The 25,687-nt window shown below is 69.5% G+C and carries 22 protein-coding genes and 1 pseudogene; 13 read left to right on the forward strand and 10 right to left on the reverse strand.

The genetic code is table 11. The features are described 5' to 3' along the window. Positions 1-193: 193 nt before the first annotated feature. The 3 genes from ACX28W_RS22965 to ACX28W_RS22975 all read right to left on the reverse strand — a co-directional run bounded on the left by ACX28W_RS22965 (position 194) and on the right by ACX28W_RS22975 (position 1,991). Positions 194-769: a TerD family protein gene (locus ACX28W_RS22965; protein ID WP_459001032.1), complete on the reverse strand. Its 576-nt coding sequence runs from the start codon at positions 767-769 to the stop codon at positions 194-196. A 113-nt stretch (positions 770-882) separates the two neighbouring features. Then, positions 883-1,341, reverse strand: coding sequence for a peroxiredoxin (locus ACX28W_RS22970; protein WP_459001188.1), 459 nt, complete (start codon positions 1,339-1,341; stop codon positions 883-885). Positions 1,342-1,562: 221 nt separating this feature from the next. Further along, complete coding sequence (locus ACX28W_RS22975; RefSeq protein ID WP_362084038.1) at positions 1,563-1,991, reverse strand: DUF3052 domain-containing protein; 429 nt, start codon at positions 1,989-1,991, stop codon at positions 1,563-1,565. A 421-nt stretch (positions 1,992-2,412) separates the two neighbouring features. Between ACX28W_RS22975 and aceE the strand changes: the two genes are divergently transcribed. From aceE to ACX28W_RS22995, 4 genes are all read left to right on the forward strand, one after another. After that, positions 2,413-5,145, forward strand: a complete 2,733-nt coding sequence (aceE, locus tag ACX28W_RS22980) for a pyruvate dehydrogenase (acetyl-transferring), homodimeric type (protein WP_459001034.1) — start codon at positions 2,413-2,415, stop codon at positions 5,143-5,145. Between the two features lie 253 nt (positions 5,146-5,398). After that, the gene (locus ACX28W_RS22985; RefSeq protein ID WP_459001036.1) at positions 5,399-5,809 is read left to right on the forward strand and encodes a VOC family protein; all 411 of its coding nucleotides are present in this window, start codon (positions 5,399-5,401) and stop codon (positions 5,807-5,809) included. A 160-nt stretch (positions 5,810-5,969) separates the two neighbouring features. Beyond that, complete coding sequence (locus tag ACX28W_RS22990; RefSeq protein WP_459001037.1) at positions 5,970-8,369, forward strand: excinuclease ABC subunit UvrA; 2,400 nt, start codon at positions 5,970-5,972, stop codon at positions 8,367-8,369. 113 nt (positions 8,370-8,482) lie between these two features. Next, positions 8,483-9,256 (forward strand): potassium channel family protein, encoded by a 774-nt coding sequence (locus tag ACX28W_RS22995; RefSeq protein WP_459001038.1) that lies wholly within the window; start codon positions 8,483-8,485, stop codon positions 9,254-9,256. 356 nt (positions 9,257-9,612) lie between these two features. On the opposite strand, the gene ACX28W_RS23000 is transcribed toward ACX28W_RS22995, so the two are convergent. Next, entirely contained in the window at positions 9,613-11,151 is a 1,539-nt protein-coding gene (locus tag ACX28W_RS23000) for an MFS transporter (protein WP_459001190.1), read from the reverse strand. 197 nt (positions 11,152-11,348) lie between these two features. On the opposite strand from ACX28W_RS23000, the gene ACX28W_RS23005 reads away from it, so the two are divergent. The 3 genes from ACX28W_RS23005 to ACX28W_RS23015 all read left to right on the forward strand — a co-directional run bounded on the left by ACX28W_RS23005 (position 11,349) and on the right by ACX28W_RS23015 (position 14,302). Then, positions 11,349-12,029, forward strand: coding sequence for a TetR family transcriptional regulator (locus ACX28W_RS23005; protein WP_459001040.1), 681 nt, complete (start codon positions 11,349-11,351; stop codon positions 12,027-12,029). Between the two features lie 131 nt (positions 12,030-12,160). After that, positions 12,161-13,381 (forward strand): alpha/beta hydrolase, encoded by a 1,221-nt coding sequence (locus tag ACX28W_RS23010; protein ID WP_459001042.1) that lies wholly within the window; start codon positions 12,161-12,163, stop codon positions 13,379-13,381. Positions 13,382-13,447: 66 nt separating this feature from the next. Continuing rightward, a complete protein-coding gene (locus ACX28W_RS23015) occupies positions 13,448-14,302 on the forward strand; it encodes a DUF4429 domain-containing protein (protein ID WP_459001044.1) in 855 nt (284 codons plus the stop codon). Here the strand turns inward: ACX28W_RS23015 and ACX28W_RS23020 are convergent. Beyond that, positions 14,285-14,767, reverse strand: a complete 483-nt coding sequence (locus tag ACX28W_RS23020) for a MerR family transcriptional regulator (protein WP_459001046.1) — start codon at positions 14,765-14,767, stop codon at positions 14,285-14,287. The genes ACX28W_RS23015 and ACX28W_RS23020 overlap by 18 nt on opposite strands. A 96-nt stretch (positions 14,768-14,863) precedes the next feature. Here ACX28W_RS23020 and ACX28W_RS23025 point away from each other — a divergent pair, with 96 nt between their 5' ends. Next, entirely contained in the window at positions 14,864-15,334 is a 471-nt protein-coding gene (locus tag ACX28W_RS23025; RefSeq protein ID WP_459001048.1) for a GNAT family N-acetyltransferase, read from the forward strand. A 19-nt stretch (positions 15,335-15,353) separates the two neighbouring features. Next, positions 15,354-16,178 carry a serine hydrolase domain-containing protein gene (locus ACX28W_RS23030; protein WP_459001050.1) on the forward strand — a complete coding sequence of 275 codons (825 nt, stop codon included), beginning with the start codon at positions 15,354-15,356 and terminating at the stop codon, positions 16,176-16,178. Positions 16,179-16,615: 437 nt separating this feature from the next. On the opposite strand, the gene ACX28W_RS23035 is transcribed toward ACX28W_RS23030, so the two are convergent. From ACX28W_RS23035 to ACX28W_RS23055, 5 genes and pseudogenes are all read right to left on the reverse strand, one after another. Beyond that, complete coding sequence (locus ACX28W_RS23035) at positions 16,616-17,260, reverse strand: response regulator (RefSeq protein WP_459001053.1); 645 nt, start codon at positions 17,258-17,260, stop codon at positions 16,616-16,618. A 4-nt stretch (positions 17,261-17,264) separates the two neighbouring features. Further along, positions 17,265-18,650 (reverse strand): sensor histidine kinase, encoded by a 1,386-nt coding sequence (locus ACX28W_RS23040; RefSeq protein WP_459001055.1) that lies wholly within the window; start codon positions 18,648-18,650, stop codon positions 17,265-17,267. Positions 18,651-18,727: 77 nt separating this feature from the next. Beyond that, positions 18,728-19,963: a hypothetical protein gene (locus tag ACX28W_RS23045; protein WP_459001057.1), complete on the reverse strand. Its 1,236-nt coding sequence runs from the start codon at positions 19,961-19,963 to the stop codon at positions 18,728-18,730. A 283-nt stretch (positions 19,964-20,246) separates the two neighbouring features. Continuing rightward, positions 20,247-20,403 (reverse strand): annotated as a pseudogene (locus ACX28W_RS23050) (IS701 family transposase); the annotation flags it as partial. Between the two features lie 927 nt (positions 20,404-21,330). Next, positions 21,331-21,987: a pirin family protein gene (locus ACX28W_RS23055; protein WP_459001192.1), complete on the reverse strand. Its 657-nt coding sequence runs from the start codon at positions 21,985-21,987 to the stop codon at positions 21,331-21,333. Between the two features lie 96 nt (positions 21,988-22,083). Here ACX28W_RS23055 and ACX28W_RS23060 point away from each other — a divergent pair, with 96 nt between their 5' ends. From ACX28W_RS23060 to ACX28W_RS23075, 4 genes are all read left to right on the forward strand, one after another. Continuing rightward, the gene (locus ACX28W_RS23060; protein ID WP_459001058.1) at positions 22,084-23,289 is read left to right on the forward strand and encodes a PucR family transcriptional regulator; all 1,206 of its coding nucleotides are present in this window, start codon (positions 22,084-22,086) and stop codon (positions 23,287-23,289) included. An 89-nt stretch (positions 23,290-23,378) separates the two neighbouring features. Beyond that, complete coding sequence (locus tag ACX28W_RS23065; protein ID WP_459001060.1) at positions 23,379-24,293, forward strand: ACP S-malonyltransferase; 915 nt, start codon at positions 23,379-23,381, stop codon at positions 24,291-24,293. A 16-nt stretch (positions 24,294-24,309) separates the two neighbouring features. After that, positions 24,310-25,341 (forward strand): beta-ketoacyl-ACP synthase 3, encoded by a 1,032-nt coding sequence (locus ACX28W_RS23070; protein WP_459001062.1) that lies wholly within the window; start codon positions 24,310-24,312, stop codon positions 25,339-25,341. Positions 25,342-25,416: 75 nt separating this feature from the next. Beyond that, positions 25,417-25,665 (forward strand): acyl carrier protein, encoded by a 249-nt coding sequence (locus tag ACX28W_RS23075; protein WP_148013808.1) that lies wholly within the window; start codon positions 25,417-25,419, stop codon positions 25,663-25,665. The last annotated feature ends 22 nt before the right edge of the window (positions 25,666-25,687 follow it).

Below are 25,687 nucleotides of genomic sequence, written 5' to 3' on the forward strand. Positions count from 1 at the left end.
TTCCTCCCCGGTGAAGCGTTCATGCAGTTTTGCAGGCGATATCCCCGCCGGGCCCCTGGCCAACCCGTCTTTCCGGCCGGGATCCGGGTTGTCCCCCCGGGACAACACAGCGGGTTGTTCAGCGGGCCTCGGCGCCGCACCCGAGGGCGCGGCGCCGGACCGATGAGCCGAAGGCCGTACGGCTCGGAGTGGGTCAGACGTTCACGCCGAAGTCCTGCGCGATGCCGCGCAGGCCCGAGGCGTAGCCCTGGCCGATGGCGCGGAACTTCCACTCCGCGCCGCTGCGGTACAGCTCGCCGAAGACCATCGCGGTCTCCGTCGAGGCGTCCTCGGAGAGGTCGTAACGCGCGATCTCCGCCTCGCCCGCCTGGTTCACGACGCGGATGAACGCGTTGCGGACCTGGCCGAACGACTGCTGGCGGTTCTCGGCGTCGTAGATCGAGACCGGGAACACGATCCGCTGGACCTCGGCCGGGACGGCGGCGAGGTTGACCTTGACCTGCTCGTCGTCGCCCTCGCCCTCACCGGTGATGTTGTCCCCGGTGTGCTCGACCGAGCCGTCCGGGCTCTTCAGGTTGTTGAAGAACACGAAGTTCTGGTCGGAACTGACCTTGCCGTCCGCGTTCGTCAGGATGGCGCTGGCGTCGAGGTCGAAGTCGACGCCGGTGGTGGTGCGGGCGTCCCATCCCAGACCGACGATGACCGCGGTCAGTCCCGGGGCCTCCTTCGTCAGAGATACGTTGCCGCCCTTGCTGAGACTGACTCCCACGAGTCCTCCCAATGGTGTCCAGGGGCGGGGAGCCCCGTAGTGCGTTGGTATCGGATCAACGTGTCGATCCTAGTGACGGGTTCCCACACCACGCAGGGCTTGGAACCGAACAATCACAGGGTGTCGAGCGCCTTTACGTACTCATTCAGGTCACGCGCGTCGGGCAGACCGTTGACGACGGTCCAGCGGACGACGCCCGCCTTGTCGATGATGAAGGTGCCGCGCACGGCACAACCCTTGTCCTCGTCGAAGACGCCGTACGCGCGCGAAGTGTTGCCGTGCGGCCAGAAGTCGGAGAGCAGCGGGTACTCCAGGCCCTCCTGCTCGGCGAAGACGCGCAGGGTGTGGATGGAGTCGTTGGAGACGGCCAGCAGCTGGACCTCGTCGTTGACGAACTTCGGCAGTTCGTCGCGCAGGGCGCACAGCTCGCCGGTGCACACGCCGGTGAAGGCGAACGGGTAGAAGAGCAGCACCACGTTCTTCTTGCCACGGAAGTCGGACAGCTTCACGGTGGCACCGTGGTTGTCCTTGAGCTCGAAGTCCGGGGCCTCGGTGCCGACCTCGATCGCCATAGTCACACGCTTCCCTTCGAAGGGGCTGTTCGGGTGACGCCCAGCCTACGCAGCGTCCGCCGCGCGCCCCGGTGCGACCCGGCCGGGCCCGGCGCGGCTCATGGGCCGGCCCATGGCCTCGGGCATGAGCCGGCCCATGGGTCAGCCCATGGGTGAGGCCCCCGCCGACCGTTCGTCGGTGGGGGCCTCACACGATGTCCTGCGGCAGACGGAGCGGGAGCTCAGCGCTTCGACTTGGGCGTGGCCAGGCGGGTGCCCGACCACTCCTTGCCCACGGAGATGCTCTTCGTCTGGGAGAGACCGGCGGTCTGTGCGGCATCACTGATGTCGCTGGGCTCGACGTAACCGTCCCGGCCGGTCTTCGGGGTCAGCAGCCAGATCATGCCGCCGTCCTCAAGGAGACCGATGGCGTCCACCAGAGAATCCGTGAGGTCGCCGTCCTCGTCGCGGAACCACAGCAGCACGACGTCAGCGACGTCGTCGTAGTCCTCATCGACCAGATCCTGGCCGATCAACGATTCGATACCTTCACGGAGCTCGTGGTCAACGTCGTCGTCGAAGCCGATCTCCTGGACCACCTGTCCGGGCTCGAACCCCAGCCTGGCGGCCGGGTTGGTCCGCTCCTCCGCGTGGTCCGCGGTCGCGCTCACGGCTTGCCTCCTGATTGTTTTGCGGTAGATGTCAGCCACGCGCGTGCGCGTGGCGTTGGCCGTAGTCCACACGGGCGGGACGGATCGCGCAAGTACCCGGCCGTCAAGACCGCCGAAACGGTGACGATCCTGGCGGTGTCGACGCAACTCCAGCCATGGAATCACGGTTCGGGGTGATGCAGGCCACACCGATATGTTCGGTTTGCGAATTTAGGTACCCCTGAAGCCTACGAGACCCGAACGACTTTGCGGAACGCGTCATGGAGTGCAGCGTATCGTTACGTTTTGGTCTGGCCCGTCCCAACGGTCTGCAGGAATGTCTCGGTTACCTCTCGGTAGAGATGACGATTCCTCTCCCGAGGTACACGATGGGGAACGGCGCAGACAAGGAAAAGTGGCCCTCTGACAGCGAAGGAACAGCGTGGCTTCCGGATCCGATCGCAACCCGATCATCATTGGCGGCCTTCCCAGTCAGGTCCCGGACTTCGACCCTGAAGAAACGCAGGAGTGGCTCGACTCCCTCGACGCCGCCGTCGACGAGCGCGGCCGCGAGCGTGCCCGGTATCTGATGCTGCGGCTGATCGAGAGGGCCCGCGAGAAGCGCGTGGCCGTGCCCGAGATGCGCAGCACGGACTACGTCAACACCATCCCCACCAAGGCCGAGCCCTTCTTCCCCGGCAACGAGGAGATCGAGCGCAAGGTCCTGAACGCCACCCGCTGGAACGCGGCCGTGATGGTGTCCAGGGCCCAGCGCCCGGGCATCGGCGTCGGCGGCCACATCGCCACGTTCGCCTCCTCCGCCTCGCTCTACGACGTGGGCTTCAACCACTTCTTCCGCGGCAAGGACCGGGGCGACGGCGGCGACCAGATCTTCTTCCAGGGGCACGCGTCGCCGGGCATCTACGCCCGCGCGTTCCTGCTCGACCGGCTGAGCGAGCAGCAGCTCGACGCCTTCCGGCAGGAGAAGTCGAAGGCGCCGTACGGGCTGTCCTCGTACCCGCACCCGCGGCTGATGCCGGACTTCTGGGAGTTCCCGACCGTCTCCATGGGCCTCGGCCCGCTCGGCGCGATCTTCCAGGCGCGGATGAACCGCTACATGGAGGCGCGCGGCATCGCGGACACCTCCGCGTCACACGTGTGGGCGTTCCTCGGCGACGGCGAGATGGACGAGCCGGAGTCGCTCGGGCAGTTGTCCATCGCCGCTCGGGAGAGCCTGGACAACCTGACCTTCGTCGTCAACTGCAATCTGCAGCGCCTCGACGGGCCGGTGCGCGGCAACGGCAAGATCATCCAGGAGCTCGAGTCGCAGTTCCGCGGCGCCGGATGGAACGTCATCAAGCTGGTCTGGGACCGCAGTTGGGACCCGCTGCTGGCGCAGGACCGGGACGGCATCCTCGTCAACAAGCTGAACATCACGCCCGACGGCCAGTTCCAGACGTACGCCACCGAGACCGGCGCGTACATCCGCCAGCACTTCTTCGGTGACGACCACCGGCTGCGCGCGATGGTCGAGAACATGACCGACGACCAGATCCTGCACCTGGGCCGCGGCGGACACGACCACAAGAAGATCTACGCGGCGTTCTCGGCGGCCAAGGAGCACAAGGGCCAGCCGACGGTGATCCTGGCGCAGACGGTCAAGGGCTGGACGCTGGGCCCGAACTTCGAGGGCCGCAACGCCACGCACCAGATGAAGAAGCTGACGGTCGCCGACCTCAAGCACTTCCGCGACCGGCTGCACCTGCCGATCTCCGACAAGCAGCTGGAGGACGGCGCGCCGCCGTACTACCACCCGGGTCGGAACTCGGAAGAGATCCAGTACATGCACGACCGCCGTAAGGGGCTCGGCGGGTACGTCCCGACGCGCGTCGTGCGGTCGCAGCCGCTGGCCCTTCCGGACGACAAGACCTACGCGGCGGTGCGGAAGGGCTCGGGCCAGCAGTCGATCGCCACCACCATGGCCTTCGTACGGCTCCTCAAGGACCTCATGCGGGACAAGGAGATCGGCAAGCGGTTCGTGCTGATCGCGCCCGACGAGTACCGCACCTTCGGCATGGACTCGTTCTTCCCGAGCGCGAAGATCTACAACCCGCTCGGCCAGCAGTACGAGTCCGTGGACCGCGATCTGCTGCTCGCGTACAAGGAGTCGCCGACCGGCCAGATGCTGCACGACGGCATCTCGGAGGCGGGCTGCACGGCGTCGCTGATCGCGGCGGGTTCGGCATACGCCACGCACGGCGAGCCGCTGATCCCGGTCTACGTCTTCTACTCGATGTTCGGTTTCCAGCGCACCGGCGACCAGTTCTGGCAGATGGCCGACCAGTTGGCGCGCGGTTTCGTACTCGGCGCGACCGCTGGTCGTACGACACTGACCGGTGAGGGTCTGCAGCACGCGGACGGCCACTCGCAGCTGCTCGCCTCGACGAACCCGGCCTGTGTCGCGTACGACCCGGCGTACGGCTTCGAGATCGCGCACATCGTGAAGGACGGCCTGCGCCGGATGTACGGTCCGGACAGCGAGGACGTCTTCTACTACCTGACCGTCTACAACGAGCCGATCCAGCATCCGGCTGAACCGGAGAACGTTGACGTGGACGGCATCCTCAAGGGCATCTACCGCCTGAAGTCCAGTGATCAGGGCGCCATTCCCGCGCAGATCATGGCGTCCGGTGTCGCCGTCCCCTGGGCGATCGAGGCGCAGCGGATCCTCGCCGAGGAGTGGAACGTGCGCGCCGACGTCTGGTCGGCGACCTCCTGGAACGAGCTGCGGCGCGAGGCCGTCGCGGTGGAGCAGCACAATCTGCTGCACCCCGAGGAGGAGCAGCGCGTTCCGTACATCACGCAGAAGCTGTCCGCCGCCCAGGGGCCGTTCGTGGCCGTGTCCGACTGGATGCGATCGGTTCCGGACCAGATCTCGCGGTGGGTGCCGGGGACGTACCAGTCCCTCGGCGCGGACGGCTTCGGCTTCGCGGACACCCGTGGGGCGGCCCGGCGGTTCTTCCACATCGACGCGCAGTCGATCGTGGTCGCGGTGCTGACCGAGCTGGCGCGCGAGGGCAAGATCGACCGCTCGGCGCTGAAGCAGGCGATCGACCGCTACCAGTTGCTCGACGTGACGTCGGCCGACCCGGGGGCCGCGGGCGGCGACGCGTAGGACATACAGCGAACGGAAGGGCGGCGGGGCCTGTGGCTCCGCCGCCCTTCCTGGTGCCGAGCCGTATTACTCGTGGGACTCGCGGGCGAATTACTCGTGGGCGTGACCCGTGGGCGTGACCGTTGGCGCGTGACCCGTGGGCGTGACCCGTGGGCGAACCAGAGCGGTTCGTCGGGGTGCTCGCCCGCGGCGTCACCAGACCGGTCAGGATTCGAGAAGCGCCGGCCGCCGCGCCGCCCCTAGCGTGGCTGCCATGGACATCACCCTGCACGCGAGCTTCCTCCCGCACAACGACCCGGACGCCTCCCTGGCCTTCTACCGCGACGCCCTCGGCTTCGAGGTCCGCAACGACGTCGGATACGACGGGATGCGCTGGATCACCGTCGGCCCGGTCGATCAGCCCGGCACGTCCATCGTTCTGCATCCGCCGGCCGCCGACCCCGGCATCACCGACGACGAGCGCCGCACCATCGCCGAGATGATGGCCAAGGGCACCTACGCCAGCCTCCTCCTGGCCACCAAGGACCTCGACGGCACCTTCGAGCAGCTGCGGGCCGGCACCGCCGAGGTCGTCCAGGAGCCGATCCAGCAGCCGTACGGCGTTCGCGACTGCGCCTTCCGCGATCCCGCGGGCAACCTGATCCGCATCCAGGAGAAGCGCTGAGCCGTCCGGCGGACGGTGCGGCGCACCCGGTATCGCTGTCCTTCGACGGGGACGGGACAGCGGACCGTTGCCGCGATCGCGCCGACAAAGTAAAACCGGACGTGCTGCTCGACGCTGGTCGGATCGAGCCCGGCGGCCCCGCCCAACAGATGGAGACACGATGAGCATGGCCACGACGACGGACACGCAGTCGCCCGCGCCGCACGCTGCCGACAGCCACGATCTGATCCGCGTGCACGGCGCGCGCGAGAACAACCTCAAGGACGTCAGCATCGAGATCCCGAAGCGCCGGCTGACGGTGTTCACGGGCGTGTCCGGCTCGGGCAAGAGCTCGCTGGTGTTCGACACGATCGCCGCGGAGTCGCAGCGGCTGATCAACGAGACCTACAGCGCCTTCGTACAGGGTTTCATGCCAACGCTGGCGCGGCCCGAGGTCGACGTACTCGACGGGCTGACGACGGTGATCAGCGTCGACCAGCAGCGGATGGGTGCAGACCCCCGCTCCACGGTCGGCACCGCCACCGACGCCAACGCGATGCTGCGCATCCTCTTCAGCCGGCTCGGGAAGCCGCACATCGGCCCGCCCGGCGCGTACTCCTTCAACACCGCCTCGGTCCGGGCGAGCGGTGCGATCACCGTCGAGCGCGGTGCCAAGAAAGCGGTGAAGGCGACCTTCAACCGCACCGGTGGCATGTGCACGCACTGCGAAGGCCGGGGCAAGGTCTCCGACATCGACCTCACCCAGCTCTACGACGACTCCAAGTCGCTCGCCGAGGGCGCGTTCACCATCCCCGGCTGGAAGTCGGACAGCCAGTGGACCGTGGGGCTCTACGCCCAGTCGGGCTTCCTCGACCCGAACAAGCCGATCCGCAGGTTCACCAAGCAGGAGATGCAGGACTTCCTCTACGGCGAGCCGACCAAGGTGAAGGTCAACGGCGTCAACCTCACCTACGAAGGGCTGATCCCCAAGATCCAGAAGTCCTTCCTGTCCAAGGACAAGGAGGCGATGCAGCCGCACATCCGGGCGTTCGTGGAGCGGGCGGTCACCTTCACCACCTGCCCCGAGTGCGACGGCACCCGGCTCAGCGAGGGGGCCCGGTCGTCGAAGATCGAGCAGATCAGCATCGCCGACGCCTGCGCGATGGAGATCAGGGACCTGGCCGAATGGGTCCGCGGGCTCGACGAGCCGTCGGTGGCGCCGCTGCTCACCGCGCTGCAGGGGACCCTCGACTCGTTCGTGGAGATCGGCCTCGGCTACCTCTCGCTGGAGAGGCCGGCGGGCACGCTGTCGGGCGGCGAGGCACAGCGCGTCAAGATGATCCGCCACCTCGGCTCCTCGCTCACCGACATCACCTACGTCTTCGACGAGCCCACCATCGGCCTGCACCCCCATGACATCCAGCGGATGAACGAGCTGCTGCTTCGGCTGCGGGACAAGGGCAACACGGTGCTCGTCGTGGAGCACAAGCCGGAGGCGATCGCGATCGCCGACCACGTCGTCGACCTCGGCCCCGGCGCCGGTACGGCGGGCGGCACCGTCTGCTTCGAGGGCACCCTCGAGGGGCTGCGGGCCAGTGACACCGTCACCGGCCGCCATCTCGACGACCGGGCCGCGCTCAAGGAGTCGGTGCGCACATCCACCGGCGCGCTCAAGATCCGTGGCGCGGCGGCGAACAACCTGCAGAACGTCGACGTCGACATCCCGCTCGGCTTGCTGGTCGTCGTCACCGGTGTCGCCGGCTCCGGCAAGAGTTCCCTCGTACACGGGTCGATTCCCGCCGGCGAGAATGTGATCTCGATCGACCAGACCCCGATCCGCGGCTCGCGACGCAGCAACCCGGCGACGTACACCGGACTGCTCGAACCGATCCGCAAGGCCTTCGCCAAGGCCAACGGCGTCAAGCCGGCGCTGTTCAGCGCCAACTCCGAGGGCGCCTGCCCCACCTGCAACGGCGCCGGCGTCATCTACACCGACCTGGCGATGATGGCGGGCGTCGCCACCACCTGCGAGGAGTGCGAGGGCAAGCGGTTCCAGGCCTCGGTGCTCGAGTACCACCTCGGGGGGCGCGACATCAGCGAGGTGCTCTCGATGTCGGTGACCGAGGCCGAGGAGTTCTTCGGCGCCGGCGAGGCGCACACTCCGGCCGCGCACAAGATCCTCGACCGGCTCGCCGACGTCGGGCTCGGCTACCTCACCCTCGGCCAGCCGCTCACCACGCTGTCCGGCGGCGAGCGGCAGCGGCTCAAGCTGGCCACCCACATGGCCGACAAGGGCGGCGGCCGGTCCGTTTTCGTACTCGACGAACCGACCACCGGCCTCCACCTCGCCGATGTCGAGCAGTTGCTCGGTCTGCTCGACCGGCTCGTCGACTCCGGCAAGTCGGTCATCGTCATCGAGCACCACCAGGCGGTCATGGCGCACGCCGACTGGATCATCGACCTCGGCCCCGGCGCCGGTCACGACGGCGGCAAGATCATCTTCGAGGGCACCCCCGCCGACCTCGTCGCCGACCGCTCCACCCTCACCGGCGAGCACCTCGCGGGCTACGTCGGCATCTGACCGAGGCCCTCGCGGGGACCGTGACTCGTCCTGCCCAGGTGGTCGACCCGCGCGGTGATGCGGCAGCCGATGCTGCGTCACCGCGCGGAATCCGCATTACCTACGATGCGCACATGAAGGATGAATCGGCACAGGCCCGTTGGGAACAGCGCACGCAACGGCCTCTGCTGGCGCTCGCGGTGGCCTTCACCGTCGCGTACGCCGTGCCGATCGTGGACAGCGACGCGAGCCCCGTGCTGATCCGCGCGTGCACGCTGGCGGAGTGGGTGGTGTGGGCGGCGTTCGCCGCGGACTACCTCGTACGGCTCGCGCTGGCCCCGCGTCGGCGGGACTTCGCCCGTACGCACTGGCTGGACCTGTGCGCGGTGATCCTGCCGCTCCTTCAGCCGCTGCGGCTGCTGCGGCTGGTCTCCACGCTGCTGCTGGTGGGGCGGCGGGCCCGGATGGCCTCGCAGATCCAGCTGACGACGTATGTCGGGGGCGCGGTGATCGGACTGCTGATGTTCGGCTCGCTCGCGGTGCTGTCGGTGGAGCGGGAGTCGCCGGACGGGAACATCAGGACGCTGGGCGACGCGGTGTGGTGGTCGTTCACGACGATGACGACGGTGGGGTACGGGGATCACGCGCCGACCACCGGTCTGGGCCGCATGCTCGCGGTCGGGCTGATGCTCTCCGGGATCGCGCTGCTCGGTGTCGTCACGGCCAACATCGCCGCGTGGTTCATTGCCCGGTTCGACAAGGACGACGTGGAGGAGCGGCGGCAGACGGCGGCGATCGAGGCGTTGGCGGAGGAGGTGCGGGCGTTGCGGGCGGAGGTGGCTTTGCTGTCGGGGGGTGTTCGGCACGCTGTGCCGGTGCCGGGGGCGGGGGAAGAGCGTTCGCGCTAGCGCGCGGGGCGGTTTCCAGGCTTGCGGCCGGTGGGGGCTTGTCGCGCAGTTCCTCGCGCCCCTTAAGGGGTCGTTCGTCGGCTGCGGGTTGGTGGGGGCTTGTCGCGCCCACGCGGCGGAGCCGCACAATGTCACAGCCCCGCGCCCCTTCAAGGGTGTCCGGGGGTATCCGCTGCCCCGCGGATACCCCCGATCCTCGCCTCCGGTCGTGGTGGCGCGCTGTCCCCCTCCGGCAGCGCGTCGCCGTCCCGGGCCTTGGCCTCCCATGTCGTGCGGAGGACTTGACCCACTGTGACGTGCGACGCGTGCCGAGGGGGAGGGATCTTTAGCGTTGTCACCCGGATAGGCGAAATCCGTCAGATATGGCCCCCGCCCGCCCCCGCGGCCTCCGCGTTCTCGCCCCGCTTGGTGAGCAGCGCGACGAAGACCGCCACCACGGCGACCACGGCGGCGACGAGGCAGGCCAGGCTCATGCCGGAGATGAAGGTGTCGTGGGCGACGTCGGTGATCTGCGCGGCGATCCGGGCCGGTGTGCCCTCGGCGACCGGCGCGGCACCGACCTGGACGGCCTCGGAGGCCTGGTCGAGCTGGGCCGGGGTGAGCGGCGGCAGCTTGGCGTCGGCCCAGTTGCCCGCGAGGTCGCTGTCGACCTTGGAGGCCATCACGGCGCCCAGCACGGCCGTACCGAGGCTGCCACCGATCTGCATGGCGGCTTGCTGAAGGCCACCGGCGACACCGGAGAGCTCCATCGGCGCGTTGCCCACGATGACCTCGGTGGCGCCGACCATGACCGGCGCGAGGCCGAGGCCGAGACCGGCGAACCAGAGCGACATGACGGCGCTGCCGGTGCCCGTGTCCAGCGTGGACATGCCGTACATGGAGATCGCGGTGAGGGCCATACCGCCCGCCAGCGGGATGCGCGGGCCGCTCTTGGTGATCAGGGCGCCGGCCAGCGGCGAGCCCACGATCATCATTCCGGTGAGCGGGAGCAGGTGCAGACCGGCGTCGACCGGGCTCATACCGTGCACGTTCTGCAGGTAGAAGGTGACGAAGAACAGACCGCCGAGGAAGGCTATGGCCATCAGGACCATGAGGACCACGCCCGCCGACAGCGGCACGGAGCGGAACAGCGCCAGCGGGATCAGCGGTTCCTTGACCCGCTTCTCCCAGAAGGCGAAGAGCGCGAAGCCGAGCACCGAGGCGCCCAGGAAGGTCCACGTCAGGCCGTCGCCCCAGCCCCAGGTAGGAGCCTTGATGAGCGCCCAGACGAGGCAGAACATGGCGCCGGAGAGCAGCGCGATGCCCAGGACGTCGAAGGAACGCGGGGCGTTCTCCGCGCGGTGGTCGGTGAGGATCAGCACGCCCAGGACCAGCGCGAGGATGCCGACGGGGACGTTGATGAAGAAGACCGACTGCCAGCTGACGTGCTGGACCAGCAGGCCGCCGAGGATCGGGCCACCCGCGGTGGACGCGCCGATGACCATGCCCCAGATGCCGATCGCCATGTTCAGCTTCTCGGCCGGGAAGGTGGCCCGCAGCAGGCCGAGCGCGGCCGGCATCAGCAGGGCCCCGAACAGGCCCTGCAGGACGCGGAAGGTGACCACCAGGGCGATGCTGCTGGAGAAGCCGATGGCCCCGGAGGCCACGGCGAAGCCGACGACTCCGACGAGGAAGGTCTGCCGGTGCCCGAACCGGTCGCCGAGCTTGCCCGCGGTGATCAGGGTGACCGCGAGCGCGAGAAAGTAACCGTTGGTGATCCACTGAACGTCCGCGAAGCTGGCGTTCAGGTCCTTCTGGATGGCCGGATTGGCGATGGCCACGATGGTGCCGTCCAGGGCGACCATCATGACGCCGACGGCCACGGTGAACAGGGTGAACCACGGATGGCCGCGCATGCCCTTTGCGGGAGCTGATTCGGGCGGGCCGGCCGGGGCCTTGCCGGCCGGGCCCGTCGCGTCGACGGTGGTCTGACTAGTCATACCTTGGAGGCTAGTGTCAGCCACTGACAGTTGACAAACCATTTCACTAGTCGGTAACTGTCACTTCATCCACCAGTACGCTGAACTGGGCGGCAGGACGAGAAGAGGCCCCCATGGACACGGCGCACACGACCGCTGCGGTACCGGCACCGCGACCGGGGCTGCGCGAGCGCAAGAAGCAGCGCACCCGGGACGCGCTACTGCGGGCCGCCCTGGAATTGTTCACCATCCAGGGGTACGAGCGGACGACCGTCGACGAGATCGTCGAGGCCGTCGACGTCTCGCAGCGCACCTTCTTCCGGTACTTCGCGGGCAAGGAGGACGCCGCCCTCTTCTCCCAGGGGATCGCGGAGTCGCACTACCTCGAAGCCCTCCGCGAACGCCCGCCCCACGAAGCCCCGTTGGAGGCGCTGCGACGCGCCGTCCTGGAGAGCTGGGACACCATCGGCGAGGCGATCGAGGCCGTCGTCCCGATCGAACTGCACATGCGCACCTACCGGTTGATCGAATCGACGCCCACCCTGCTCGCCGCCCATCTGCGCCGCTCCGAGGAGGTGGAGGAGGAGATCGCGCGGGTGATCGCCGAGCGCGAGGGCCTCGACGTGGACGCGGACCCGAGACCGCGCGTCGCGGTGGCCGTGTTCGGCGGAGTGATGCGCGTGACGGGCCGGCTGTGGGGCGCCGGCGAGGACTGCAGCGTCGCGGCGATCCGTGCGCTGACCGCCTCGTATCTCGATCATGTGGGGCCCGCACTGGCGGAGAACTGGCGTACGGAAAACGGGTATACGGAATGATCACCTCCGCACACATAGCGTCACTATTTATCTGAAACTGAACCCGCTTTGCCCCAATTACCCCCCGAGAAACGTGATCCCCGCCACTCGTTCAACGGGAGACACCACACTTCTCCTAGGGTGTCTTCTCAGTGACCTCCTTCGATACATCCCCCCAACTCAGCGTCTGGCGCGCACTGCTCGCGCTGGCCGTGGTGTTCGTGATGCTGGCCACAGGCGGCTGGACCGCGCTCCACAGCCACCGCGGGGCAAGCCCCCTCGAGGCATCGCGCTCGTCGTGGGAACGCGGCCGGATCGCCGGACAGCGGCTCCCGGACCTCGCCTCCGCGCCGAGCCGCCTGGGCCGCTTCTTCGCCTCGCTCAACGCCCACCAGCGCACCCGTCTCGCCCACCGCTATCCGCTCACGGTCGGCAACATGAACGGGGCGCCGGTGAAGCTGCGCTACCTGGCGAACCGCATCGCCATCGACCAGCAGCGCAAGGTCGAGAGCAAACGCATGCACGACGACCGGCTCTCCTCCGTCGGACAGCACGAGGCGGGCCGCCGTATGCACCGCTACGAGGCGCTGCTGAGCAAGGGCCGCAAGATCCTCGCCTTCGACCCCACGGGTTCGGGCCGGATCGCGGAGGTCTTCGGAAACCTCGGCAAGGCCGAGCGGGTCTCCCTCGTGGTGCCCGGCGTCGACACCGACCTGCTCACCTTTCAGCGCACCAACAGGAAGTACACGGCGCCCGTCGGCATGGCGCGTTCCCTGTACAAGGCCGAGCGCGCCGCGAGTCCCAGCACGCGTACGGCCGTGATCGCCTGGGCCGACTACACCACGCCCAGCGGAATCGGCGTGGACGCGGCCACCGCGATGCGCGCGGAGGAGGGCGCGGTCCGGCTGAACGCGCTGCTGCGCGCACTGCCCGGCCGCGCACCCGTCGCCCTGTACTGCCACAGCTACGGCTCCGTAGTGTGCGGGGTCGCCGCTCGCTCGCTGCCCTCCCGGGTCCTGGACATAGCCGTCGCGGGCAGCCCCGGCATGCACGCCCAGAACACGTCGTCGCTGCACACCTCGGCCCGGGTCTGGGCGATGCGGGACTCCGACGACTGGATCCAGGACGTGCCGAATCTCGAGCTCGGCGGGCTCGGACACGGCGCCGACCCGGTGTCGAAGGGGTTCGGGGCGCGCATTCTGTCGGCGGACGGCGCGAAGGGGCACGCAGGCTATTTCGAGCCGGGCACGGAGAGCCTGCGCAACTTCGCACGGATCGGCGTCGGCACGTACCCCGCGGTGCAATGCGCCGACAAGGAGGATGACGCGTGCCGGATGGGTTTGTCCGACGCCTCCGCGGCGGGACGCGCGTAGAAAACGTAAAACTGCGGTTCGCCCGAGGAGGCGACGCGGACGGGCCCGCCGCATACGATGGCCCGCATGGGTGACGTACTGGCCGGATTTCATGCCGCCTGGGAGTTCGAGTCCGACTCCGTGCTCATCCGCTTCGAACGGGGGATCCGCACGCCGAAGCTGTTCCAGGCGCTCGGCGAACGCCGTATCCCGCTGGAGGCGATCGCGGCGGTCACACTGACGCCCGGGAAGCGCGGAACGGTCGTCCTGCACGCCGTGCCGAGAGCGGGCGCCGATCCGCTGATGGAGGCGGCCGCCGGACAGCTGAAGGAGGGGTGCGACCCCTACCGCCTGGTGCTGCCCGCCGAGCGGGAGACCCTCGCCGAGTACTACGCGGACGAGCTGCGCGGCCTGCTCGTCGAGGACGCCGAACCGCCCGAGCGCTACCTCGTGAGCGCACCCGAGGCGCCCCTCCACTTCAAGGCGTACGACGGGAAGGCGTCCTTCGACGGCAAGTCGGTGTCCTTCCGTTGGTTCTGGACGGGCGCGTCCTCCGCCAAGTGGAAGGCCGGCGACCAGCGCTTCCCCGTCGCCGGCCTGAGCGGGGTCGAGTGGCGCTCGCCCGAGGTCTTCGAGGGCCACCTGCGGCTGCTGCGCCGCGAGCCGGCCATGGCGCAGCCCGCCCAGGCCGACCAGGACCCGGCCGCGGTCGTCTTCGGACTCGGTTACGGGCCCGTCCACGAGTCGCTCCCGTTCGCCGCGTCGGTCCTCGCGGCCGTACGGGTTTCGGGGCCCGCGCCGGTCACCGCGGCCGCCGGTCCCCGCCGTGACCCGGCCGACATCGCCGACCGCATCCGTCACCTCGGCGAGCTGCACCAGGCGGGGCTGGTCACGGACGAGGAGTTCACCGTGAAGAAGGCGGAACTACTGGCGGAGCTGTGAGGTCCGCCCGGCGTCCGCGTAGAAACCGATCTTGTGGTCGAGTACCGCCAGGGTGCCCTGGAGCTCCGCGATCCGGGCCTTGACGTCCCGGCGGGTCGCCTCCAGGAGCTCGTAGCGCTCGATGTAGGTGTCGTCGCCCTCGCGCACCAGCTCGGCGTACCGCACCATGTCGGCGACCGGCATGCCGGTGAGCCGGAGCTTGCCGACGAAGCTGAGCCAGTCCAGGTCGCGGTTGCTGTAACGGCGCTGGCCGGTGTGCGAACGGTCGATGTGCGGCATCAGCCCGATCCGCTCGTACCAGCGCAGGGTGTGCGCGGTGAGGCCGGTGAAGGCGACGACCTCGCTGATCGTGTAGTGGTCCTGACCGTCCGGGCGCCGCACCTGCTGGGGCGGCGCCGCGCAGGCGTCGGCAGGGGTCCTGGTGCCGGTCTCGGTTGCCTCGGCCGTGGTCTCCATCACCGTCATGGCCTCCACGCTAAAACCTTCGAGTGCACTCCAAGCAAGCGGAATCCGTCGAAAATCCGAGGACTTGACGGAGCCTCGGTGGCTACCGTGCGGATCATGAGTCTCGTACGCCGTGCCGTGCCCGAGGACGCCGAGGAAGTACTGCGCCTGCGCCAGGTGATGATCGATTCGGTGTTCGCGGTGGACGGCTCCACCCAGTGGCACGCGCAGTCCCTTCCGACCATACGCGGCAGACTCGCCGATCCCGACGGGGACTTCGCGGCCTTCGTCGTCGACCATCCGGACCGGCCGGACGCCCTCGCGGCGCTCGTCGCCGGGACGATCGAGTACCGGATCGGGCGCGCGGGCAATCCGCACGGCGCGGCCGGGCACGTCTTCAGCGTCGCCACCGACCCGGACGCACGGCGCCGGGGGTACGCCCGCGCGTGCATGGAGACGCTCCTCGACTGGTTCCGCGAGCGGGGCGTGCCCCAGGTCGACCTCAACGCGTCCGCCGAGGCCGAGCCGCTGTACGCCTCGCTCGGATTCGTGCGCAAGCCGGACCCGTCGATGCGGCTGCAACTGTGAGCCGCTTAGGCTCGTAGGTATGTCTTTGCAGAGCACCCTGGCGTTGATCGAGAACTGGCCCGTTCCCACGGCCGCGGCGGCGGTCGTCCGCGCGGACGGGGCGGTGCTCGGGTCGTACGGTCCGGTGGATCACCGTTTCGCCCTCGCCTCGGTCACCAAGCCGCTTGCCGCGTATGCCGCGCTCGTCGCGTACGAGGAGGGGGCGATCGAGCTCGACGAGCCGGCCGGGCCGACCGGTTCGACGGTCCGTCATCTGCTGGCCCACACCTCCGGGCTCGCCTTCGACGAGCACCGGGTGACGTCCGCGCCCGGTGAGCGACGGCTGTACTCCAACGCCGGGTTCGAGGTCCTCGGGGACCACATCGCCAAGGCGACGGACATCGCGTTCGGGGAGTACGCGCGGCAGGCGGTGCTGGAGCCGCTCGGCATGACGGGGACATCCCTGGACGGCTCGCCCGCGAAGGACGGTGTCTCCACGGTGGACGACCTGGTGCGGTTCGCGGCGGAGGTGCAGGCGCCGCGACTCCTCGACCCGCGGACGGTCGCCGCGGCGATGACGGTCCAGTACCCCGGTACGAAGGGCGTCCTGCCGGGGTACGGCCACCAGAACCCCAACGACTGGGGGCTCGGCTTCGAGATCCGTGACTCCAAGTCCCCTCACTGGACCGGGGGTTCGTCCTCGCCGGGGACCTTCGGGCACTTCGGGCAGTCCGGTACGTTCCTGTGGATCGACCCGGTGGTGGGGGTGGCGTGCGTGGCGCTGACCGATCGGGCGTTCGGGCCCTGGGCGGTCGAGGCGTGGACCCCGTTCACGGATGCGGTCCTGGCGGAGGTACGAGGCTGAGCTCGGGGTGGGTTTTCGCCCCCGCCGCCCCTACCCTTCCCCTCCTTGAGGGCTCCGCCCCCAAACCCCCGCCAGGGGCGCTGCGCCCCCTGGACCCCCGCCATCGCCCGAAGGGCTCGTCCTCAAACGCCGGACGGGCTGGATGGTGCCGGGCGGCGCTTGAAGGTTTTCAGCGCCGACCGGCAGTCTTTCAGCCCGTCCGGCGTTGAGGACGAGGCCGTTGTAGGCTCGCATTTCGCGTGTCCCTTTCTCATTGACCGTGGCCTTTGTCCGGCCCAAAGGACAGCGCGATGAGACGAACTCCTGTCTGATCGTTCACTCGTCGTAGTGCTGATCCCGGTCTCGATCTATGCCCCCCGGGGCGGCCAACCATGTCCGGGAGCGTGCCGGGCGACTCTCGTGGCGGACAGGTGTGCGACTGTGCGGCCTGCCGGGCGTCAGTCGAGCAGCCCCGCCTCCTGCGCCAGCACCGCCGCCTGGACCCGGTTGGTGCAGTCGGTGCGGGTGAGGATGCTGCTGATGTGGGCCTTGACCGTGCCGGAGCTCAGGTGGAGCTGTGCGGCGATCTCGGCGTTGGAGAGGCCAGTGCCCAGCAGTCGGAGGACGTCCCGTTCAGCCGGTGTCAGGTCCGCGATCCGACGTGATGCGACGTCGCTGCCGTGGCCCAACCGGGTCCGGAAGTCGACGAGTTGGCGGGTGACCTGCGGGGCGAGGACGGGTTCTCCGGCTGCGGCGCGGCGTACGGCGTCGATGAGGTCGCGGGGGCCGGTGTCCTTGAGGAGGTAGCCGTGGGCTCCGGCGCGCAGGGCGCTGGTGACGGTCGCTTCCTCGCCGAAGGCCGTCAGCATCACCGCTCGGGTGCGGGGCGAGTGCCGGGCGATCTCGGCGACGGCGGTGATGCCGTCCCCGGGCATACGGATGTCGAGGAGGGCGACGTCGACGGGGTGGGCGCGGCAGGCTTCGACGGCCTCACGGGCGTTCTGTGCCTCGGCCACGATTCGGATCTCGTCGTCGTTCTCCAGGATCAGGCGGACCCCGGCGCGCATCAGCGCCTCGTCGTCGGCGATCAGGACTCGGATCATCGGTTCAGTGTAGAACCGCCATGATCAGCAGGGCGATGGTGCCGCCGATCGTCGGCAGCAACACCAGCAGAGCCGCGCAGCCGCCTCCCAGGAGGCGGGGCCACGTGAGGACCTCCGTGGACAGCGGGGGCCGGGAGCCCGCCCCGCCGGACACCGGCCCGGGCGAAGTGGCGTACACGGGCGGCGCGTCGGGCCGGACGGGTATACGGGCGGAGAGGGCGAAGCCGCCCTCCGGGCGCGGTCCGGCGTGGAGGGCGCCCCCGAGCAGGCTGATCCTCTCCTGGAGGCCGACGAGTCCACTGCGGTTCCCGTCCCCGGGCGAACAGGGCACCGGCGGGGCATCGTTGACGACGGCGACCACCACCGTGTCCCCTTCGTCCTGGAACGTCACACGGACCGGCGCGCCGGACGCGTGCTTCAGCGCGTTGGTGAGTCCTTCGCGGGTCACACGGTGGACGGCCTGCCGGGTGCGGGCGTCCGCGTCCGTCGGCCCGGTCGCGTTCCAGTGCAGTTCGGCGTCGGCCCCCGCGTTCCGGGAATCCGCGACCAGAGCCGAGAGATCTTCGCGGGTCCCCCGCTCACCGCTGTCCTCGCCGGACCGGTGACGGAGGACGCCGAGGATGCCGCGCAGCTCGTCCATGGCCGTTCCGGCGGTGGTGTGCAGAAGTTCGGCCTGGGAGGCCAGCGGGGGCGCCTGTCGTTCGGCGGCGAGCTGGAGGGCTCCGGCGTGCACCGAGATGAGGCCGATGCGGTGGCCGAGCAGATCGTGCATCTCGGCGGCGATGCGCGCCCGTTCCTCCATGCGGGCCGCCTCGTCGGTGAGGAAGCGGGTCTGTTCGAGGTAGGCGTTGCGTTCCCGCAGCAGCCCCGTCAGCGGGCGGCGACGCCCCATCATCATGCCGGACAGCGCGGGCAGCAGGATGAACAGTGCAGCCACGCCGGCGCCGGCGACCAGGTACGGCATCGTCGGGAGTCCGCTGAGGGATTGGGCGGCGATCGACATGAGCACGGCGCCGGCACTGCTCGCCCCGATCACTCCCCAGGCGCGCCGTACGGAGGTGATGCGGCGCACGGCGGACCACACGACGCACGGCACCACCACCATCGCCCACACGTTGTTCCCGGCGATCACCGGCACGCAGCCCAGCACCGTGAGGGCCGGGTACATCCGCCGCGCGGGCACGAGCAGTGCCGCCCACACCCCCAGGAGGGCCACCGCCACCGGGTGGGCCGGCGGAATCAGCGGAACCGGCGCCAGCGAGCACAGCAGGACCAGGCCGGCGAGTACGGACTCGGTCACGACCGTCCGCCGGGGCGCGGCGCGCACCGCCTCCCGGATCGCGGCGGCCTCGCGGCGCGCCCGTCTGCACGGTCGCACTGCCGGACTCATGTTTCCTCCCTGTGGGCGCCGTTCTCAACGGCTGCTCTCGTCGTACGCGTTGGCGGACCACTGCGGCTGCGGATGCGTCAGGACGCCTGTGCCACTCCGCCCGGGACCCGGAGCTCCGGCTCCGCCCGCAGCCCGGCGACGTCCGCCCCGCTCTCTATCAGCACACGCTCGATCTCCGCCCCGGACTCCGCGTCCGTCCCCTTGTCCAGCAGCGCGGCCAGCAGGTGGGTCGTGCCGACCGTGGGCGAGCCCTGAGCGGAGGCGGTGAACTGGGTGACGTGCAGGAGCCGCCGTTCGAAGTCGGCGTGGCCGCGGACCTCCCGGGGCTCCTCCTCCGCGACCCCGGTGGCGGGAAGCAGCACCCGGGTGACAGCCTCCTGCCGTACGCCGTGCCGGCGCAGGAGTGCGGCCCCCTGGTTCGCTCCCGTCAGCTTCTCGGGCAGCTCACGCCCCGCGACGGTCAACGACCGGTCCAGCGCCAGGATACCCAGCAGCACATCGACGGGTTCCATCTCCGACGCCCCGCGCCGCACCGCCCCCCGTGGTGCCTCCGTGCGCACCGCACCCACGACTGCGGAGCCGAACCCGGCGCCGCCCCCGAATATCCAGGCGGTGAACTTCCGGGTCAGCGGATTACCGCTCTTCCCGAACGTCCCCGCCTTGCGCAGGATCAACACCGAGCCGGGCTCCGGTACTTCGTCGCTCCCCCGCAACGCGTCGAGCGCCATCGAGGCAGCCGGGACGTCCACCTTCTCCAGCACCATGGCCTCGCGGGCACGCGTATCGGGCAGCCCGACCAGTGCGCGCGCCACATGCCGGACGCGCACGGAAACGGTGCCCTCCTCCCGTGCGGCCTCCAGCGCCTTGCGCAGACAGGTCCGCAACGCGGCGGTCATCGGCGGGAGTTCAAGGCTTTCCTGCCCCTGCCCCTGCCCCTGCTCCTCCTTCTGCTTCCGATTCTTCCAGCGCAGCCTCTTGGCCTCCTCCAGCCGGACCTCCCGCCAGAAGGCGTCGATCTCCCGCTCGTCGTCCGGGCTTCCCGCCGTGCCGTCACCCGCGTCCTCGCTGACCCACACGGATGTCCCCCGGCACCCGATCGAACCGCCGAGCGAGCCGGAGGCCCTCATCCCGGATGCGATCGCGGAACCCGCGGCCGAGTCACCCGACACGAGCGCATACAGCACGCTTTCCGTACCGACGTCCTCGCGTTCCTGCTTGTCCACCGCGCGCATCGCCCCCAGCAAGAGCTTGACGACGTCCCTCTCGAACTCGGTGGTCACGCCAGCGTCGCGGTCGGACGTTCGCTGATCCATCGGGCTGCCTTCCTCTCCATGGTGTTACCTGCTGAGAAGGACGCTAGGCAGCGTTCTCCGGCTCCGCGTCGGCCGACCGGCCACGCTTCCGGTCCGATCGGCCAGGTTCTTCCGTCCGGGCGGACGACGGCCTTGCGGGCCCAACGCGGCACCTCTCGCGGACATTTCACGCCTGATAACGATGCGTTACGGGAGAATGACACCGGGGCGCTGCGCCCGTGAGCGGGTCACCTCTTACGACATGAGGCGACTACGGCGGTGCCACCACAACACGGGCCGGGGGTCCGCACCCGCAGGAGGGACGCTCCCCGGCATCAGGGGGCGCCTCGTGGATGAGCCCGTCGTTCCGCCAATTCCCGGGAATGCGGAGGCTTGGGGACAGCAAGGACGTAGCCACTGCCGGCCTCTTCGAGCAGGCGGCGAAGACGCCACTCCTGACCCTCCCGGTCCGTCATGACCTGCATGCTTGGCCACTGCCAGCCGTTACCCCGGTCCACCGCACCCACGGGCTCTGCGCGTAGGTACACATCCGCCGCCGCAGGTCCGCCCACCCGAACCGGATCAGCAACTCCCACAACTTGGCACCCCACAGAACCACTTGGACTTCCCACTCCACGTCGGACAGATCCGTCGGATACCCGCGCCGCTCCTCGGCCACCTCAGCCGCCATCAGCGCAGGGACTCCAACCCGCCTGCCCTGACCGGGGCTTCTCAGACACCCTCTAGAGGACACCTTGGGGCCTCTCTGGACCGCTCGAATGCGACACCGGAGGGCCTTGTGAAGGCGACGCGCGGCGCTCGCCTGTTATCCCCGAAACGACAGGATCTACGGGGCACACGGCGTGTGCCGCGACTTGGGCAGGCGCAATCGCCGACCCCATCCCGATCACCAGCTCGCTGCCTTGCCCACCGCGGCCCGGGACAGCACCCGTGCCACACTCGGCGATGACGCCTGTCAGTACGAGTTCGGGATTCAACATCTGACAACGGTCTACGTGTACGCCGAGGCGGAGTCCGACGCCGCGCAGCGCCTCCTCCGGCGAGAGCGGCCGCGCCATGCTCCGCTGCGGTACGGCTCTCTGACTCCGTTCGGACCGGGACGGAATCCTCCGAATGGCGGGTCGGACGCCGCAAAAGGACAAGATCGTGAGACAGAAATGCCGTGTCCCTCGAATGAGACGGCGGATGAAGCCCAGGTCACCATGACGGAACAGGACATTCCGATTGCGGGCCTACAGCCGTCCAGGCCGAAGCGGGGGTCTGGGGGCGGCAGCCCCCAGGGACGATGGGGGTCCCCCCTGCTCGAGCGAAGCCGAGAGCTTGGGGGAGGGTAAGGGCGGCGGGGGCGAGAAACCCGGTCGGGTGGGTCAGCTCGGGGTCAGTTCCCATAGGAGGAGCTCCGCGGGGGCGCCCGCCAGGGCCTCCAGATCCTTGGCGTCCGTGATGCGCGCGGCATCCCCCGGCCCCAACTCCTCACCGTCCAGCAGAACTTCGCCCCGCACGACATGGGCGTAGACGAACGCCGCATCGGGCACCGCCGTCCGCTCCCCCGCCGCCAGGCGCCGTACATGAAGCATCGCCCCCGCCTGCGGAACCGCGTACGGCGTGGAGTCCGCGATGCCGTGGACGACCTCGTAGGACGGGTCCCCGCCGGGCGACAACGGAGCCAGCCACATCTGCACGAAGGCGAGCGGCTCCGAACCGTCGTTGCGTTCGACGTGCCGGACCCCGGCCGCCGCGCTGAGGTGCTGGACGTCGCCGGGGCGAACCAGCGACTCGCGCCCGGTCGAGTCGCGGTGGGTCAGCTCGCCCTCGACCACCCACGTGACGATCTCGGTGTGGCTGTGCGGATGCTCGTCGAAGCCGGCGCCAGGTGCGAGCCACTCCTCGTTGCAGGCGATCACCGCACCGAAGCGGAGGTTGTCCGGGTCGTAGTGCGGGCCGAAGGAAAAAGCGTGGAGCGAGGAGATCCCGGCCGCCGGGTCCCCTCCGCGGTAGCGCTCGTCGGCGCGGCGGACGTCCATCACATCCACCACCGTAGCCCCGGCCCGACGCCCACCCCCGCGCTTACTTGCGACCCGCCGCCGCACACCTCCGTCCTGATAAGGCAGTCTTGTCCCGTGCCCGAACCCGAATCCAGCAAACCCGAGCGCCCGGCGCGCGACGTCCACGCGCACTCCGCGACCCTGAAGCGGCTGGAGAGGTCGTCCGGAAAGCTCGCCGCGCAGGCCATCACGCGGATGGACGACACGCTGCCGTGGTACCGGGCCATGCCCCCGGAGAACCGTTCCTGGATCGGGTTGGTGGCACAGGCCGGTATCGCCGCCTTCACGGAGTGGTTCCGGCATCCCGATGCCCCGCAGGCCATCTCCACCGATGTGTTCGGCACCGCGCCGCGCGAGCTGACCAGGGCCATCACCCTGCGCCAGACCGTCGAGATGGTGCGGACCACGATCGAGGTCATGGAAAGCGCCATCGACGAGGTGGCCGCCCCCGGTGACGAGAACGTGCTGCGTGAGGCGCTGCTCGTGTACGCCCGGGAGATCGCCTTCGCCACCGCCCAGGTGTACGCGCAGGCGGCGGAGGCACGGGGTGCCTGGGACGCCCGGCTGGAGTCGCTCGTCGTCAACGCCGTCCTCAGCGGGGAGGCAGACGAGGGTGCCGTCTCCCGCGCCGCGGCCCTCGGCTGGAATTCGCCCGAACATGTCTGCGTGGTGCTGGGTACGGCGCCCGACGGTGACAGCGAGCTGACCGTCGAGGCGATTCGGCGGGCCGCGCGGCACGCCAAGCTCCAGGTGCTGACCGGTGTGCTCGGGGACCGGCTCGTCGTCATCGCGGGGGGCAACGACAATCCGCTCGGGGTGGCCAAGTCGCTGATCGGGCCGTATGCGGCCGGACCCGTCGTGGCCGGGCCGATCGTGCCCGATCTGCTTGCCGCGACCCGCTCCGCGCAGGCCGCCGCCGCCGGGCTGAAGGCGTGTTTCGCCTGGCAGGACGCCCCGCGCCCGGTTCTCGCGGACGACCTGCTGCCGGAGCGCGCGATCGCCGGGGACCCTGCGGCGCGTGAGCAACTGGTGGAGGAGATCTACAGACCACTGGAAGAAGCCGGCTCCGCACTGCTGGAAACGCTCAGTGTCTATCTGGAACAGGCGAGCAGCCTGGAAGGCGCGGCCAGGATGCTCTTCGTTCACCCCAACACCGTGCGCTACCGGCTCCGACGTGTGACTGACGTCACCGGCTGGTCGCCTTCGGATGTACGATCCGCGTTCACATTGCGGATCGCGCTGATCCTGGGGCGTCTGGCCGACGGGGATCCCCAGGCTTAGCTCTTTGTCGGGGACCTACAATTCCCCTTCGTGTTCTTCGTCCCTGTCCCCACGGGCGGCCGTGGCCGTCCACAAGAGAGAGTGTGAGAGTGCTCGTACTCGTCGCTCCCGGCCAGGGCGCTCAGACGCCCGGCTTCCTGACTCCTTGGCTCGAACTCCCCGGTGCCGCCGACCGCGTCGCCGCGTGGTCGGACGCCATCGGGCTCGACCTTGCCCACTACGGCACGCGGGCCGACGCGGACGCGATCCGTGACACGGCCGTCGCGCAGCCGCTGCTGGTCGCCGCCGGACTCCTCTCGGCCTCGGCACTCGGTGACATCGCCCCCGGTGCCGTCGCCGGCCACAGCGTCGGTGAGATCACCGCGGCCGCGTTCGCGGGAGTGCTCGACGACACGGCCGCGCTGCGGCTCGTCCGCACCCGGGGTCTGGCCATGGCCGAGGCCGCCGCCGTCACCGAGACCGGTATGTCGGCGCTGCTCGGCGGGGACCCCGAGACGACCGTCGCGCACCTGGAGAAGCTGGGCCTGACCCCGGCGAACGTGAACGGCGCGGGCCAGATCGTGGCCGCCGGTACCGTCGAGCAGCTCGCCACGCTCGCCGAGGACAAGCCCGAGGGTGTGCGCAAGGTCGTGGCCCTGAAGGTCGCCGGCGCGTTCCACACGCACCACATGGCGCCCGCGGTCGAGGTGCTGGCACAGGCCGCCGCAGGCCTGACACCGGCCGATCCGAAGATCACCTACGTGTCGAACAAGGACGGCCAGGCCGTCGCGACCGGCGCCGACGTCCTTCAGCGGCTGGTCGGCCAGGTCGCCAACCCGGTCCGCTGGGACCTGTGCATGGCGACGTTCACGGAGCTCGGCGTGAACGCGCTGATCGAGGTGTGCCCCGGCGGCACCCTCACCGGCCTCGCCAAGCGCGCGCTGCCCGGCGTCAAGACGTTGGCGCTGAAGACCCCCGACGACCTCGACGCGGCTCGCGAGCTCATCGCTGAGCACAGCGCCTGACAAGGAGCCCGAGAGCATGTCGAAGATCAAGCCCAGCAAGGGCGCCCCGTACGCGCGGATCCTGGGCGTGGGCGGCTACCGCCCGGTCCGGGTGGTGCCCAACGAGGTGATCCTCGAGACGATCGACTCGTCCGACGAGTGGATCCGCTCGCGCTCCGGCATCGAGACCCGGCACTGGGCGAACGACGAGGAGACCGTCGCCGCGATGTCGATCGAGGCGTCCGGCAAGGCGATCGCCGACGCCGGGGTCACCGCCGAACAGATCGGCGCGGTCGTCGTCTCCACCGTGTCGCACTTCAGCCAGACCCCGGCCGTCGCCACCGAGATCGCCGACAAGATCGGCACCCGGAAGGCCGCCGCCTTCGACATCTCGGCCGGCTGCGCGGGCTTCGGCTACGGCCTCACCCTCGCCAAGGGCATGGTCGTGGAGGGCTCCGCGGAGTACGTCCTTGTCATCGGCGTCGAGCGGCTGTCCGACCTGACCGACCTGGAGGACCGTGCGACGGCCTTCCTGTTCGGCGACGGCGCGGGTGCGGTCGTCGTGGGCCCCTCCGACGAGCCGCACATCGGCCCGACCGTGTGGGGTTCCGAGGGCGACAAGTCCGGCACGATCAAGCAGACCGTGCCGTGGGACGAGTTCCGCGCCTCGGACCTGTCCGCCCTGCCGCGCGACTCCAAGGGCGAGATCAAGTTCCCTGCGATCACGCAGGAGGGCCAGGCGGTGTTCCGCTGGGCCGTGTTCGAGATGGCGAAGGTCGCCCAGCAGGCGCTGGACGCGGCCGGTATCGTCCCGGACGACCTGGATGTCTTCATTCCCCACCAGGCCAACGAGCGGATCATCGACTCGATGGTGAAGACGTTGAAACTGCCGGAGCACGTCACGGTCGCGCGTGATGTGCGTACCACCGGCAACACCTCGGCCGCCTCGATCCCGCTCGCGATGGAGCGGCTCCTGGCGACCGGCGAGGCGAAGAGCGGCGACACCGCGCTCGTCATCGGCTTCGGGGCGGGTCTCGTGTACGCCGCGACGGTCGTTACCCTCCCCTAGGCACTCCGTGCCGGATCATCCGGTCCGTACGGAATACCGCCAACCCTCTGGATACATACCGAAGGAGCGCCTGACATGGCCGCCACTCAGGAAGAGATCGTCGAAGGTCTCGCCGAGATCGTGAACGAGATCGCCGGGATCCCCACCGAGGACGTCCAGCTGGACAAGTCCTTCACCGACGACCTGGACGTCGACTCGCTGTCCATGGTCGAGGTCGTCGTCGCCGCCGAAGAGCGCTTCGACGTCAAGATCCCGGACGACGACGTCAAGAACCTCAAGACCGTCGGCGACGCGACCGACTACATCCTCAAGAACCAGGCCTGATCCCCGGGATCGGGCCCGGCCC

The sequence above is a fragment of the Streptomyces sp. SD15 genome (assembly GCF_054462255.1).

Excerpts from the sequence above, each read along its gene's own strand:
- ACX28W_RS23030 (WP_459001050.1), top strand. The coding sequence starts at position 15,354 with ATGTCTTTGCAGAGCACCCTGGCGTTGATCGAGAACTGGCCCGTTCCC.
- ACX28W_RS23070 (WP_459001062.1), top strand. The coding sequence starts at position 24,310 with ATGTCGAAGATCAAGCCCAGCAAGGGCGCCCCGTACGCGCGGATCCTG.
- ACX28W_RS23075 (WP_148013808.1), top strand. The coding sequence starts at position 25,417 with ATGGCCGCCACTCAGGAAGAGATCGTCGAAGGTCTCGCCGAGATCGTG.
- ACX28W_RS22970 (WP_459001188.1), bottom strand. The coding sequence starts at position 1,341 with ATGGCGATCGAGGTCGGCACCGAGGCCCCGGACTTCGAGCTCAAGGAC.
- ACX28W_RS23005 (WP_459001040.1), top strand. The coding sequence starts at position 11,349 with ATGGACACGGCGCACACGACCGCTGCGGTACCGGCACCGCGACCGGGG.
- ACX28W_RS23055 (WP_459001192.1), bottom strand. The coding sequence starts at position 21,987 with ATGGACGTCCGCCGCGCCGACGAGCGCTACCGCGGAGGGGACCCGGCG.
- ACX28W_RS23020 (WP_459001046.1), bottom strand. The coding sequence starts at position 14,767 with ATGACGGTGATGGAGACCACGGCCGAGGCAACCGAGACCGGCACCAGG.
- ACX28W_RS23000 (WP_459001190.1), bottom strand. The coding sequence starts at position 11,151 with ATGCGCGGCCATCCGTGGTTCACCCTGTTCACCGTGGCCGTCGGCGTC.
- ACX28W_RS22990 (WP_459001037.1), top strand. The coding sequence starts at position 5,970 with ATGAGCATGGCCACGACGACGGACACGCAGTCGCCCGCGCCGCACGCT.
- ACX28W_RS23045 (WP_459001057.1), bottom strand. The coding sequence starts at position 19,963 with ATGGATCAGCGAACGTCCGACCGCGACGCTGGCGTGACCACCGAGTTC.
- ACX28W_RS22985 (WP_459001036.1), top strand. The coding sequence starts at position 5,399 with ATGGACATCACCCTGCACGCGAGCTTCCTCCCGCACAACGACCCGGAC.
- ACX28W_RS23040 (WP_459001055.1), bottom strand. The coding sequence starts at position 18,650 with ATGAGTCCGGCAGTGCGACCGTGCAGACGGGCGCGCCGCGAGGCCGCC.
- ACX28W_RS23025 (WP_459001048.1), top strand. The coding sequence starts at position 14,864 with ATGAGTCTCGTACGCCGTGCCGTGCCCGAGGACGCCGAGGAAGTACTG.
- ACX28W_RS23015 (WP_459001044.1), top strand. The coding sequence starts at position 13,448 with ATGGGTGACGTACTGGCCGGATTTCATGCCGCCTGGGAGTTCGAGTCC.
- ACX28W_RS22995 (WP_459001038.1), top strand. The coding sequence starts at position 8,483 with ATGAAGGATGAATCGGCACAGGCCCGTTGGGAACAGCGCACGCAACGG.
- ACX28W_RS23035 (WP_459001053.1), bottom strand. The coding sequence starts at position 17,260 with ATGATCCGAGTCCTGATCGCCGACGACGAGGCGCTGATGCGCGCCGGG.